Here is a 13702-nt window from a genome sequence, read left to right as displayed (position 1 = left end):
GCCGCGCTCGGACTCAGACGTGCAGTGGCGGGCCCTGATCGAGGTCCTCGGGCATTGTCGGCACGAGATAGTGCAGGTTATCGATGCCGAACCGGGCACAGCCCTCGGCCCGTTCGATACCCGGGCCCGGATCCGCGTTGACGCTCGGAATCCCCGGGCAGTCCTGCGGCGCCCCGGCCGGGCGGACCGACGGGACCACCAGATCCGTCGCCGAACGCTCCCCGGCCACGGCCGCGACGCCCGACCGGCTCGCGCCGCCCGGATCCACACCGACGTGCACCGCCAACGCCGCCAGCGCCACCGCGCCCACGATCGTCGGAGCGCCGAACAGGTTGTCCTTCACCTTGTTCCACACCCGGCCGGACTGCTCACCCGTACCCTGCTGCTCCACCGGCGGCTCGGCATGACGCGCCCGTGGGCCGGCCGGCTCGTCGCCCGAACCCATCCGGGTGGTCTGCATCGTGTCGGCCGGAGAGCCCGGCGGTCTGGTCGTGCGGCCGCCCATCGCGGGAACGCCCGGATGCACGTTCGAGACCTGGTCGTGCACGATGACGGTGGTCTGCTCGCCCTCCTCCGGCGCCGCGTGCCGCGGGCCCTGCTGGCCCGGACGCGCACCCGTGAGCTGTCCCGTCCGTTCCGGGCCGCGCCAACCGTGCCGCCCGCCACCCTCGAGTGCGGCGGCATCGTCCTCGGCCGGGGCGGCGGCCGAATTCACCGCGCCCTGTCCGCCGGTCGAACCGGAATAGCCGCCCGCCGGATTGCCCGGTGCACGGCCGCCGCCCTGCTGACCGGGATTGACCGGACGACCCTGATCCGGACGCGGCGGGGTCGCCGCCTGTCCGGGCCCCTGCGGTATCGGGCCCGGACCGCCGGGGCGTGCCGGTTCGGGCCCATAGCCCTGATCGGGCTCCTCGTCCGCGTATTCGCTGTCGGTGACCAGCAGATGCGCCGCGCCCAACACCAGGGCGTGCATCGGATGGTCGGCCACGTGCAGCCGGTGACCCAGATGATTCTGGAACGCCAGCCGCAACGCGTCGTTGAAGCAGACATTGCCGGTGAGCAGCACCCGCGAGGTGTCCGCGCCGATCGAGCGGGCCGCGGCCATCACCTCGATCACCACGTTGTCGGCGTGATGCGCGTCGCGCATGGCGTCGGGTGCGATCGGCACGCCGACCGATTCGGTCGGCTGCTCGTCGTCGCCGTTCACCGAGACGACCAGGCACATCCGGCCGTCGGAGTAGACCCCGGTCGCACTCGTGGCCCGGCCACCGGCGTCGGGCGGGTGGACCAGGCCGATGGCGCGCACGTAGCCCGACAACGCCACCGATTCGGGCAGCGGCTCGCTCTGCACGTCCAGTTCTTCGACCAGCCGGGCGTATTCGTCGATCTTCTCGTCGGGCCAGTCGTCCGGATACGGCAGCGCGATGACGTCCGGCTTACCGCGCACGTATTTACCGATGGCGGCCAGCGGGTTGTACAGCCGCGCGCGGAACACGAGTTCCGAGGGCCAGGTCGCACCCGCGATGCGGATCTGCTTGTGGCCGATGATGTCCCGCACGTCCGCCACGGCGATACCCAGGTCGGAACGCCCCCGATCGGCGCCCGCGGTATGCAGGCGACCGGACGCGTCCGCCAGCAGGTATGCGGGCGGCGTATATGTTCCTTCCACCTGGACCGGGCGGATCGGCGTACCACCGCCACCGCCGGCCACGGACACCACATCCCATCCGAGATGCACCGCCCCAATTCGAGCCGTCACACGCACAAGTGTGCCTTCTTTGTCGGCGACACGCGCGACCGGGCGGGTTTATTGCCTGGTCGCCGCCGTTTCGCGGGATGCGGACAACAACAACTGACGCTCATACCGTTCATGCCGAGGACTTCTTCAATCGCAACCGCCACCAGGTGACGATCATCAGCACCAGGGTGAGCACGGCCAGCATGCCGATATCCAGCCACCAGACGTGCGAAGTGTGCTTCCACAGCGTATCGGTGGCCGCACTGCTGTCGAGCGGATTCAGCGCGGGCATGTTGACCGTCGAGGAGCCCGCGGCGAATCCCCATCGCGAGGGGAACAGCCAGGCGATCTGCTGCAGCACGACGCGATTGGTCACCGGGATCACGCCGCCCGCCATCACCAGCTGGACCATGATCACCACCACCAGCAACGGCATCACCTGCTCGTTCGATCTCGCGACGGACGAGAGCGCCAGACCGATGAGCACACAGGCGATGGCGGTGGCCGCGATGTCGACGTACAACTCCACATTGCCCGACGGGATCACCGTGCCGTGGCCGGGCTGCTTCTTGCCGATCAGGACGATCGCCACCATGACCGCGGATTGCAGCAGCGCCGCGAAGCCGAAGATGGCGACCTTGGCCATCAGATACGACCACGGGCGCAGCCCGACCGCGCGCTCGCGCAGGAAGATCGCCCGTTCGGCGACCAGATCGCGCACGGTGAGCGTGGATCCCATGAAGCACGCGCCCAGGATCAGCACCACCAGCAGCTGTTCACTCTCCCGACCGCCGTCGGGGACGAACATGATGCTGCCCTTCCCGTCGCTCACCTGGGACAGCGGGCCGATGGCCAGACCGTTGGTGCCGGGCACCACCAGTGAGAGTCCACCGAGGACGAACGGCAGCAGCACCAGGAATATCAGATACCCGCGGTCGGCCAGGATCAGCCGGAACTGCCGCCGTGACAACGTCGAGAACTGTTTGCGCGCACTGGATTTCGGCGGCTTGCCCTGATCGCCGCGTGGTGCGGGCGGTGGCGGCGGCGGCACCGCGGCCTGTTTCGCGCGGTAGTTCGCGAAGGCGCGATCAGGATCCGCGGCGACCCGCGCGAAGATCTCCGCCCAGTCGCTGGTGCCCAGGAATGTGCCGACCGCGCCCGGATGACCGAAGTACGCGGTCTTACCGCCGGGCGCGAGCAGCAGCACTTGATCGCACATGTCCAGGCAGGCCACCGAGTGGGTGACCACGATGACGGTGCGTCCGGCGTCGGCCAGTTCCCGCAGCATGGTCATCACCTGACGGTCCAGCGCCGGATCCAGACCCGAGGTCGGCTCGTCGAGCAGCAGCAGGGCCGGGCCGGTGAGCAGCTCCAGCGCCACCGAGGCGCGTTTGCGCTGACCGCCGGAGAGTTTGTCGACGCGCGTGTCGGCATGTTCGGTGAGCGAAAGTTCTTCCAGCACACCGTCGATGACCGCGCGACGGTCCGCCTTGGAGGTGTCCGGGGGCAGCCGCAGCTCGGCGGCGTAACCCAGCGCCTGCCGCACGGTGAGCTGACGATGCAGCACGTCGTCCTGCGGGACCATGCCGATACGACTGCGCATGGCCTCGTATTCGGCGTGCAGGTTGCGGCCCTCGAAGGTGACCGCGCCCGCGGACGGATGCGTCGCTCCGGCAACGAGTTTGGACAGCGTGGACTTGCCCGCACCGGAGGGGCCGATCAGCGCGGTCAGGGTGCCGCGCCCGGCCTGCATGTTCACATCGACCAGCAGTTGTTTGTTGCCCTCGACGGTGAACCCGACGCCGTGCACGTCCAGCCCCTGCTCGGTGACCGGCTTCTGGCGCACGACGAGCGTGCCTTCCTGCACCAGGAAGTCGATGTTGCCGATCGTGACGATGTCCCGCTCGTGCAGTGCGACGCGCTGTTCGCGGCGGCCGTTGACGAATGTGCCGTTGGCCGAGCCGGCATCCTCGACAACCAGCCCTTCGGGGGCCTTCACCAGGCGCGCGTGCCGACGCGAGGCCAGCGGATCGTTCACCACGATCTCGTTGTCGCTGGTGCGGCCGATATTCAAGCCCTGCGGGGGAATTCGGTCGGCGCGAGCGAGCGGACCGGTGGAGGTGGGGGTGCGCACCGGCGGAGGCAGCATCGATGCGTCGGCCTTCGCGGTCATATTGATATTGGCCGCGGCCGACTGCTGCGCCGGGGCCGATTGCTGGACCGGAGCCGGTTGCTGGGGAGAAACTGGCTGCGGCGGAACCGGTTGTTGCGGTGCGAAATTCGGTCGATCGATCGGGGGGCGCTGCGGCGCGGGATGTTGTGGCGCCGGATGTTGCGGCGGCGCCTGCGGGGGCTGCGCCTGCGGGTTCTGCTGCGGCGGCGTCATCGGACGTTGCTGCTGCGGAGCCGGTGGCCGCTGCATCGGACCGGACTGCGCCTGCGGCGGAACACTCGGAGCCTGCGGCGGCGTGAGCGGACGCTGTGGTGGAACCGCCTGCCCCTGCGACGGCGGGGCGGGCGGACGCTGCATCGGCATGGATTGACGCTGTTGCGCGGGCGGCTGCGGCGGCATCGGCGGACGTTGCGGCGGAACCGCCTGCCCCACCTGCGGTGGCGCTACCTGCCCCGGCACCGGCGGCACACCCTGCGGCGGCATCGGCGCCACCGGACGCACCCCCGACTGCCGATCCTGCGGCGCAGGCCCAGGTCGCTGCTGCGGCGGCATCTGTTGCTGCGGCGGCATCTGCGGATGCTGCCCCGCCTGCGGTGTCAGCTGCAGCAGCGGCCCGGTGACCGCGTCACCCAACCGCACCTGCATCGGCCGACCGATCGGAAGTGGACCCGTGACCCGTTGCGCGTCCACGAATACGCCATTGGTACTGCCGTTGTCGGACAGTACCCAGGTACTGCCCTGCCAGCTGAGTGTCGCGTGCACACGGGAAACCAATGGGCTGTCGACGAACAGCGTCACCTCCGGCGCACGGCCGATGGTGATCTGCTGCCCCGCTTCGAAACCCCGATCGATTCCCTCATGGCGCACGGTGATCTTCTGCGCCCCCGGTGATGACATGTGCCGGATACTATGCGAAAGCCCGGGTGTCGGGGCACCGCAATTTCCCACGGGCATAGGGTGTGCGGGCGCGTAACTGAACCAGGACCGCCCAGGGGAGGGAGTAGGTGTGGCCAAACGCCAGGTGACAACGGTGGTCTCCGCATTGGTTCTGACAATCCTCACGCTGACGGGCTGTACCTCGACCGTCGGCGGCCGGGCCGTCTCGATCTACGAGGATCCGTTCCAGGTGGCCGGACTACCCACCACCAGCGGCCCCAGCGGACCGCGCACGGGCGTCCCCGACAGCAGCCTGACCGCCTCCGGCGCGACCGGCGACGAGTACGACAAGCTGGCACTCAACGCCATCGACGACATCCAAAGTTATTGGCAGAGCGAGTATTCCAAGGATTTCCACGGGACGTTCGCGCCGGTTCCGAAGTTCTACTCCTGGGATGCCAAGCAGACTCAGGACGGCCAGTTCTGTCAGCAGACCACTCTGCATCTGGTCAACGCCGCGTACTGCCGCCTGGACAATTCCATCGGCTGGGACCGCGGCGTTCTGCTGCCGACGATGACGAAGGCGTTCGGCAAGATGTCGGTGGTGATGGTGCTGGCGCACGAGTACGGCCACGCCGTGCAGACCATGGCCGAACTGGCCACCGGCCGGACCCCGGTGATCGTCAAGGAGCAGCAGGCCGACTGTTTCGCCGGGGCGTTCATGCGGCATGTAGCCGAAGGTGCGGCAAAGCATTTCACCATCAACACCGCCGACGGCCTGAACAAGGTGCTGGCGGCGACGGTGGCGATCCGCGACGCGGATACGAGTGATCCCGATTCGGTGCACGGTTCGGCCTTCGAGCGGGTGACCGCCGTGCAGATCGGTTTCACGGACGGCCCGAAGGGGTGCGCGGCCATCGATATGAACGACATCACCCGCCGCCGCAACAATCTCCCGCAGTCCTACGGCAGCGATGCCGATCACGGTGAATTGAGCGTCAGCCAGCACAATCTCGTCGAACTGAGCAAGGCGATGAGTTCGATCATGCCGGTGTCCACCGAGCCCGCCTACGACTTTCGCGGCGCGAAACTGGGCTGCCCGGACGCCACGGACACCGAACCGGTCACCTACTGCCCGGCCACCAACACGATCGGCACCGACGTCGCCGCCCTGGCAGCCCGCGCCAAGGCGAACACCGACGTTCAGGCCGATTTCCCGACCCACATCGGCGGCGACTACAACGCCTACATCGTCTTCATCTCCCGCTATACCCTTGCGGTGCAGAACAATCTGCATCAGCAGCTCTCGGGTGCGAAGACGGGGCTGCGCGCGTCCTGCCTGTCGGGCGTGATCACCGCGAAACTCGCCAGCCCCACCCGCACGGTGGCCAACGGCGATCTCGCCCTGTCCCCCGGCGATCTGGACAAGGCCGTCTCCGGCCTGCTGACCGACGGCCTGGCCGCCAGCGATATCGCGGGAAACACCGTCCCGAGCGGCTTCTCGCGCGTCGACGCCTTCCGCGCCGGAGTCCTGGGCAACCAGCAGACCTGCGAATCCCGTTACGCCTAACCAGCGCAGGCCCACACCCCCAGCCAGATCCACCCCAGGACAACACCTTTCGGTTCCGCGAAAGACACAACCCGCGCACCTGGTTCCACCAGCACCGGATAACACCGACACAAAGGTTCGCGGCCCGTCTCGCCGGTCGAACGCGTGACGGGTGCGAGGAACACGTACCCGACACGGGGCCAAACAGCGAAACCCCCCGAGGCCGCGAACCACCGAAGCGAAGGCAATCAAACACAGTTCGCGGCCCGTCTCACCGATGAGACGCGTGGCGGGTGCGAGGAACGAGTGCCCGACACGGGGCTCATCGGTGAGACTCCAGGGGCCGCGAACCCGCCGGAGCGAAGCGGAGGCCAAAGACTCAGTCCAAAAACTCAGAACGGCGGGGCGGCTGCGGGGTCGTAGCGTAGGACTCGGTTGCCGAGCATCAGTTCGGTGCCGTGAATCAGGGCCAGGGGCTGGTTGGGGACCAGGTGGATCCAGTCCTGGTAGCCGGGGAGGCGGGCGCGGGTGCCGTTGGTGGAGCCGCGGTCCACGATGGTGGCGTCCCAGTTGACCAGTCGGATCTCGGCGTGGGCGCGGGACATGCCGCCGGAGTTGTCCTCGATCTTGAACGGGGTCATACCGCGTTGGGCGGCATCGGAATTCTGCGGATCACGGCCGAGGACGGCGTCGGCGGCCAGCGTGAACGTGGTGCCGTCGTCCAGGACGAGTACCCCCAGGGGCGGGCGCAGCACATCGGACGGCGGTTGGGTCTGATCCACCGGCATACCGCAGACGGTGCAGAACGCCGATCGTGGATCGCTGGGATGCGCTCGCGCGCACTTGAATCCGAGCACCCGGATGCCGGACGCCGCACCGCGCTCGGGCGTGGGCTCCGGAGTTGGCTGCGGCGGAACCGAACTCGGCCGCCCCAGCTGCGTCTGCGCCAGCCGCGCGGCCATATCGGGCCCGGCGTTCGGCAGCGGCGGCGGGACCGAGGGCAGGGGCGGCGGAGTCGGGGCCGCCGACGGCAGAACGGAATCGCCGCTCGGTCCCGGACTCGGCAGCGGCGGGGGCTGCGGCTCATCGGCGAACGGAACCGAACCGGTCGTCGCCGGACGGTGCTGCCCGCCGGGCTCCTCGTCCCGATCGCGGGCGCGCGAACGCCGACCTTCGAACCAGACGACCGCGCCGGACGCCGGCGCCACTCCCTCGCCCAGCGCACCGATACCACGGTCGGGCAGTTCCGGATCGCCGGCCGATTCGTCGTCGGCGAAGATCGCGGCCGCCCGCGCGGGTGTCGACGCCACTCGATCCACGGTGAACGCGGCCTCCACGCCGTGGTGGTACTCGACGCCCTCCGCGTCGACCACCATCGCGGTGACCGCGCCGTGCAGGAAGATCGCCAGCCCGCCGGTCTCGGCCTGCGACAGGATGCCCAGATCGACCGGCATGCCGGGGCTGAGCTGCTCGGCATCGCGCATCAGCCAGTTCGTCGCCTCCCGCGCGACCAGGCGGCCGGGCCCACCGGGAGCCTGTTCGGTCGCCTCGAAGACCAACTGCGACAACGCTTCGGCCACACGCATCGCGGCCGAGTCCTCCCGCACCGGTCCGGGTGCACGGTGGGCGACCAATACGAGCGCACCTGCCACCCGGACCACCACATGGTTGCCCGAGACAACCTCGACCTGCCGATCCCTCAACGCAATCGGCCTCCGCGGACCATGTATGCGGTCGTCACCACACGCACCAGGTTAGAGCAACGGATCCGCATCGGTCCCCGGACCGCCCGCGTCGTCTCGGCACACGCCGATCGCAGCGCGCGGACTGTTCCCGCGGATGCCGCCGGTCCGGTAATTTGTGAGCTGATTGCTGGAGATACGGGGGCTGGCCGATGGTTCGTACGACACGTCGCGCAGGAATCGTATGCACCGCGGCAGCCGCGGTCGCGGTACTGGCCGGGTGCGGGGTGAAGGGCACTCCGGTCGCGGGCGAGATCGATGTGCGCACACTCGATGTCGGCAGTTACGCGGTCGACGCACACACCTACCACCAGACCGCCGACGACAACGGCGCACTGGTGGAAGGTATGCGGATGTCCCGGGCGGTGGTGCCCGCGGTGGCGATCGATCCGTCGCTGAAGGTCGGGCAGAGCGGCCACGTCGTACTGGACAACACCGAGGCCACCACCCGCCTGCTCGCCGCGGTGTCCAAACCGATCCTGGACAGGGAGGGCCTGCTCACCGGCTACACCGCCTCCGGGGCGGACAAGTCCGATGATCCCGGCACCTCCATCTCCACCTCCGACACCACCTCGGTCACCGATTTCGTGATGCGTTTCGCCGACGCGGACACCGCCAAGCGGACCGCGCAGGAACTCGAGGACGCCGACTTCGGCGTCGCACCCGATATCAACAAGAAGTTGTCGCTGTCGAAATACCCCGACGCGCTGGTGCATTGGCGTCCCGGCGTCTCGAACGTCGGCGCCTTCCTGGCGCACGAGAACTTCGTGATCTCGCTGTTCATCCAACGTCCCCAGCCCGAGCAGGACGATCTGGAGGCGTGGGTGCAGAAGGCGCTCGACGCGCAGATCCCGGCACTGGACAAATTCCGGGCCACGCCGAAGGACCAGTTCTCCGGTCTCCCGGTCGATCCGGATGGGCTGCTCGCCCGCGCGGTGGTGCGCGACCGGGACAAGCACACCCCGGATCGAGACCGCTTCGCCAGCTACGGTCCCAACGATTTCGTGAACATCGCCGCGGACGAGACCGTTCGCCAGCGGCTCGTCGCCGATACCGGCCTGGACGCGGTCGGTATCGCGGATACCAGCACGGTGATGCGGGTGCGCGACGCGGCGGCGGGTGGCCGGCTGATCACCGGTCTGGTCTCGGCCTCCGGATCGGGCTACAGCCCGATCGACGCACCGGACAAACTCCCGGGGGCGAAATGCCTGCAGCTGAGCAGCTCCAGCGTGCACTCGAATTCGGCCACATTCCGCTGCTATATTCCGCACGGCCGATATGTCGAGGTGGTCATCAGCAATGACCAATCCGATATGAAGAAGAAAGCCTCGGCGGCGTACGCACTCCTGGCGAACAGTATGTGAGCAGGCTCGCGGGCGGCGGCAAATCACTGGCATCGGCATGCACCCCCGTGTGTACACTACCGGCGGGCCATGGCCGCGCGGATCGTGCGACGGCCGGTTCCACGGGAGGGGAGCTATGCGCAGGTCGAAGGTATTCGTGGCGGCGATGCTGCTGGTCACGGCCTGCGCCGCGGGCTGCGGATCCGGCCACGACGACCCGCCGCCGGACCCCGTCATCGACCTCGCGAAACTGGATTTCGGCCCCTACGACGCCACTCCGCACGAGATGGGCAAGCCCAAGAACATCTTTCAGGCACGCGATTTCGAGGCCGAACGCCTCGGCGACGTCGTGCCGCTCGCGATGGACATCGACCCGGCTCTGACCTACGGCGGAAATTCCGGCACCCTCGTCTTCGAGGATCCCAAGGATTCGCAGCTGCACAATTTCGGCGACTTCAACCACTTCGCCGAGGACGCACCCAATTTCATCGGCGGCTACATCAGTTACGGGATGGACAGCCGGAACAACGACGGTATCGAACTGCTCAATGCGGTGCTGCTGTTCCCCGACGAGAAACAGGCCGCCGACGCGGCCACCGCGCTCGAACACCGCGACTTCATCGCCAAACCGGACAACCAGCCGGTACCGATACCCAAATATCCTGCCGCACATGCTCATTGGGAACCCGGCAACCAGTCGATCGACAGCTGGTACGCCACCGGGAAACTGGTGGTGTTCACCTCCGACTACGACCACACGAAGATCTGGTTCCACCACACCGATCTGCCCGCCCTGGTCGCCATGGTGACCAAGAGCCTGGACACGATCGTCCCGGCCGTCGCGAAATACACCCCCACCCCGGTGGACCAACTCACCGACAAGACGATGGATATCGAGGGCATGCTGGGCCGCACGATGGTCCGGCCGAAGGCGGCGGCGGGCGAATGGCTCAACCCGCCCGTCGTCTTCCACGCGCACGCCGCCCTGGGCTGGACCACCGATCCGATCGCGGATCAGAAGATCTTCCAGAAGGACGGCGTGGATCTGTACGCCGAATACGGCAACAACCTCTATCGCGCCCGAGATACGGACGGCGCGAAGGACATTCGTGATCAGCTGGGTGATCCGGCCAAGCATTTCAAATCCGCCGCACCGCCGCGGAATCTCCCGATCGCCAAATGCCGTCAGTACCACGGCCCGGCATCCAATGCCGTGCACTTCTACTGTTCGGTCGCCTACGGGCGTTACGCGGCGCAGTCCTGGGGCGAACAGCTTCTCGATGCGCAGCAACGCATTTCGGCGCAGTACGCGATCCTGGTGAGGGCGAAATGAGCACCGCGTCCCGCACCCGCAAATGCCTCGCCGTCCTCGGCAGCATCGCGGCCGTCGCCGCCCTGAGTTCCTGCGGTACGGACCGCGGGACCGCGCGACCGGCCGAAATCGACGTCCGCACACTGGATATCGGCCCCTACCCGGTCGATCCGACCGACATCCACCTGGACCATCCGCCGGGCCTGCTGCACGGCCTGCAGGTCGGCGGCCTGCGACTGGGCGAGTACGTGGTCGACGCCTACGATATCGACCCCCATCTGACCAGGGGCCTGACCTCCGCGTCCTTCACCAGCGGGGTCGTCGCCGACTCGCTCGGCAACGACGCGGCCATGAGCGCGGTCGCCAAGCGCGACAACATGTATTTCGGCTTCGAATCCGTGGGATCGGATACCGACAGCTTCCTGAATTCCGGCGACTGGCCGTCCCAGTCGGCGAAGAACGCCACCACCATCGATCTGATGGTGATGCAGTTCCCCGATGCCGCCACCGCGCAGCGCGCGGCCACGGACTTCTCCGACACCGATATCGGCATCACCAAGAATCAACCACTCCCGATCGGCAAATATCCGGACGCGCACGCGAATTGGCGGCCGGGCAGCGCGGTCATCCGGTCGTTCCTCGCGCACGGCTCCTACGTTGCTGCGGTGGCGGCCTTCGCGCCCACGGCCGACCAGCAGAATCTCACCACCCTCGTGCAGAAGACCTACGACACGGAATTCCCGGTCCTGGACAAACTGCAACCGATCTCGGACGAGGACACCGTGCGATTGGATTGGGATCCGGAGTACATGATCAGCCGCACGCTGAATCCGGATAATTTCACCACCATCGGTTTCGGCGACGAGAACGCCGCCTTCGGCCCTCGCGGCATCATGCATTACATGCGCTACCGGGCGCAGGCGAAGCAGACCTTCACCGCGATGAACGCGGTCAAATTCGCCAGAACCGATGCCGCACTGGTAGTCCGGACCGAGGACGACGCGTCGGCGGACAAGGCCGTGCACGACAAACTCACCCCGGAACCACATCAATCGGATGCCGCCGCGGTGCCGAAGATCTCCGATTCGGCCTGTGTGCAGAACGATACGGAGACCGATATCTTCTCCGACCGAAAACGTTTCACCTGCCTGGTCGCATACCGCAATTACGTCGGCTACGTCGAATCCGATCAGCTGATCGATGCGCATCAGCGTGCCGCCGCGCAATACGCGCTGCTGGCCAACAGCCAATGGGAGCCGTAGCTCGACCGTGTTCGGGCGGGGCCGGTATGCTCCGCCAGAGCACGGGCCGACCGACGCGAGCACCCTCCACCCACTTTTCGACCAGGAGTTTGTGACAGATGGCGATGAGTCCCGGCACCATCGTCGGTGGGTATCGGCTCGAGCGAGTGCTCGGTGCGGGCGGTATGGGCACGGTATATCTGGGCAGACATCCGAGCCTGCCGCGGATGGACGCGATCAAGGTGCTCGGCACCGAACTGTCGGCCAATGCCGAATTCCGCGGGCGATTCGAGCGTGAGGCCAATCTGGCCGCGGGACTGGATCATCCGAATATCGTCTCGGTGTACAACCGCGGCGAGGAGGACGGGCAGCTCTGGATCGCGATGCAGTACGTCCAGGGCACCGACGCCTCGGCCGAACTGTCCCGCGACCGGCACGCCATGACGCCGCTGCGGGCGCTGCGCATCGTCGCCGAGGTCGGCCGCGGCCTGGACTACGCGCATCGCCGCGGGCTGCTGCATCGCGACGTCAAACCGGCCAATTTCCTGCTCTCCGCCAGTGACGGCGACGACGAGGAACGGGTGCTGCTCACCGATTTCGGTGTCGCCAAATCCACCGAGGATCCGGGTGAGCTGACCCAGACCGGCAGCTTCGTGGCCACCATCGCCTACGCCCCGCCGGAGCAGTTGCAGGGCAATCCGGTGGACCACCGCGCCGACATCTACAGCCTCGGCTGCGCCTTCTACAAGTTGCTGACCGGCCAGAACCCTTATCCGGCAATGCAACCGGCGATGGTCATGATGGGCCATCTGTACGAGCCGCCGCCGCGGGCGACCGCCCTGAACCCCGGACTTCCCGAGGCCGTCGATCAGGTCTTCGCCCGGGTGCTGGCGAAGAATCCGGCCGAGCGGTTCAACACCTGCCGGGAGTTCATCGAGGCGGCCACCAGCGCCCTGGTGCCCGGGTACAACCCGGTGCGCACCTCCACCTCGCCGACGTATCCGATCCAGGTGCCCGGTCGGTCCACCGACCCGCGCAAGAATATCTCGGGTTCCTATACCGCGCAGGGCAATACCGGTCCGCGGATGACGAATTCCGGTCCGGGCGAACCGGATCTTTCCGCGCTGCTGGCCAAGCCGCCCGGTCGTCGCCGGTGGCTGATCCCGGCGGTGGCCGGCGTGGTCGTGGTGGCCGTCGCCGCGGGGATCGGGATCTGGGCGACCCGGGGCAGCCAACCGTCCACCCCCACCACGACAACCAGCGTCGCGGCCGCACCGACTTCGGTGGCGCAGGCCAAACAGCAGAACCCGGGCTTCGCCGGAAAGACCATCACCATGGTGGACGTCACCGACGACAACAAGGTCGCGATCTATCTGGGCGGCACCCCGCAGACCGAATTCCTGCAGGGGCTCGGCTTCGTCTACAACCTCGCCTACGCCAAGAAGGGCAACGACACCTCCCCGAAACCGATGAGCGACTACGACAGTCTCAACGCCGCCGACGGCAGCTACGTCATCGCCGTACGCAGCGACAAGGCCGCCGGGGGCGGAGGTCTGCTGGGCCTGCCGTACGAGATCAGCACATCGAAGGCGACCGTGATCCCGCTGGACGATCCGACCGCGGTCGCGGCCATGCGGAACTGGGCAGCCGATTCGGAGAAGACCGAGCTGAGCAAGCTGGTTCCGGTGTTGCACAACCACATTCAGTGAGCCGATCCGGCACCGGCGA

Annotated in this window: 8 protein-coding genes; 5 read left to right on the top strand and 3 right to left on the bottom strand. The window is 67.5% G+C overall.

Annotated features, from left to right (window positions below):
* Nucleotides 1-13 precede the first annotated feature (13 nt).
* The gene (locus K7711_RS47595; protein ID WP_268929291.1) at nt 14-1759 is read right to left on the bottom strand and encodes a hypothetical protein; all 1746 of its coding nucleotides are present in this window, start codon (nt 1757-1759) and stop codon (nt 14-16) included.
* 109 nt (nt 1760-1868) lie between these two features.
* On the bottom strand, nt 1869-4808 hold the full coding sequence (locus K7711_RS15740) for an FHA domain-containing protein (protein WP_235747212.1): 2940 nt from the start codon (nt 4806-4808) through the stop codon (nt 1869-1871).
* A gap of 109 nt (nt 4809-4917) precedes the next feature.
* Between K7711_RS15740 and K7711_RS15730 the strand changes: the two genes are divergently transcribed.
* The gene (locus K7711_RS15730) at nt 4918-6357 is read left to right on the top strand and encodes a neutral zinc metallopeptidase (protein ID WP_222970066.1); all 1440 of its coding nucleotides are present in this window, start codon (nt 4918-4920) and stop codon (nt 6355-6357) included.
* A gap of 371 nt (nt 6358-6728) precedes the next feature.
* Here the strand turns inward: K7711_RS15730 and K7711_RS15725 are convergent, their stop codons facing one another.
* Nucleotides 6729-8039 carry an FHA domain-containing protein gene (locus tag K7711_RS15725; RefSeq protein ID WP_222970064.1) on the bottom strand — a complete coding sequence of 437 codons (1311 nt, stop codon included), beginning with the start codon at nt 8037-8039 and terminating at the stop codon, nt 6729-6731.
* 191 nt (nt 8040-8230) lie between these two features.
* On the opposite strand from K7711_RS15725, the gene K7711_RS15720 reads away from it, so the two are divergent.
* The 4 genes from K7711_RS15720 (at nt 8231) to K7711_RS15705 (ending at nt 13683) form a co-directional block, all read left to right on the top strand.
* Nucleotides 8231-9442 carry a DUF7373 family lipoprotein gene (locus tag K7711_RS15720; protein WP_222970062.1) on the top strand — a complete coding sequence of 404 codons (1212 nt, stop codon included), beginning with the start codon at nt 8231-8233 and terminating at the stop codon, nt 9440-9442.
* A gap of 115 nt (nt 9443-9557) precedes the next feature.
* Nucleotides 9558-10754 (top strand): DUF7373 family lipoprotein, encoded by a 1197-nt coding sequence (locus K7711_RS15715; RefSeq protein WP_222970060.1) that lies wholly within the window; start codon nt 9558-9560, stop codon nt 10752-10754.
* Nucleotides 10751-11995 carry a DUF7373 family lipoprotein gene (locus K7711_RS15710; RefSeq protein WP_222970058.1) on the top strand — a complete coding sequence of 415 codons (1245 nt, stop codon included), beginning with the start codon at nt 10751-10753 and terminating at the stop codon, nt 11993-11995. The genes K7711_RS15715 and K7711_RS15710 overlap by 4 nt, the downstream gene beginning before the upstream one ends.
* Before the next feature lie 98 nt (nt 11996-12093).
* Nucleotides 12094-13683: a serine/threonine-protein kinase gene (locus tag K7711_RS15705; RefSeq protein WP_222970056.1), complete on the top strand. Its 1590-nt coding sequence runs from the start codon at nt 12094-12096 to the stop codon at nt 13681-13683.
* The last annotated feature ends 19 nt before the right edge of the window (nt 13684-13702 follow it).

It is taken from the genome of Nocardia coffeae (assembly GCF_019890715.1).
Classification (GTDB): domain Bacteria; phylum Actinomycetota; class Actinomycetes; order Mycobacteriales; family Mycobacteriaceae; genus Nocardia; species Nocardia jiangxiensis.
Note: the sequence above shows the minus strand (reverse complement) of the source record. Positions and strands in the feature narration are given on the sequence as shown.

Bases quoted from the DNA above. Each gene is read 5' to 3' on its own strand.
- K7711_RS15705 (WP_222970056.1), top strand. From the start codon at position 12,094: ATGGCGATGAGTCCCGGCACCATCGTCGGTGGGTATCGGCTCGAGCGA.
- K7711_RS15720 (WP_222970062.1), top strand. From the start codon at position 8,231: ATGGTTCGTACGACACGTCGCGCAGGAATCGTATGCACCGCGGCAGCC.
- K7711_RS15715 (WP_222970060.1), top strand. From the start codon at position 9,558: ATGCGCAGGTCGAAGGTATTCGTGGCGGCGATGCTGCTGGTCACGGCC.
- K7711_RS15740 (WP_235747212.1), bottom strand. From the start codon at position 4,808: ATGTCATCACCGGGGGCGCAGAAGATCACCGTGCGCCATGAGGGAATC.
- K7711_RS15710 (WP_222970058.1), top strand. From the start codon at position 10,751: ATGAGCACCGCGTCCCGCACCCGCAAATGCCTCGCCGTCCTCGGCAGC.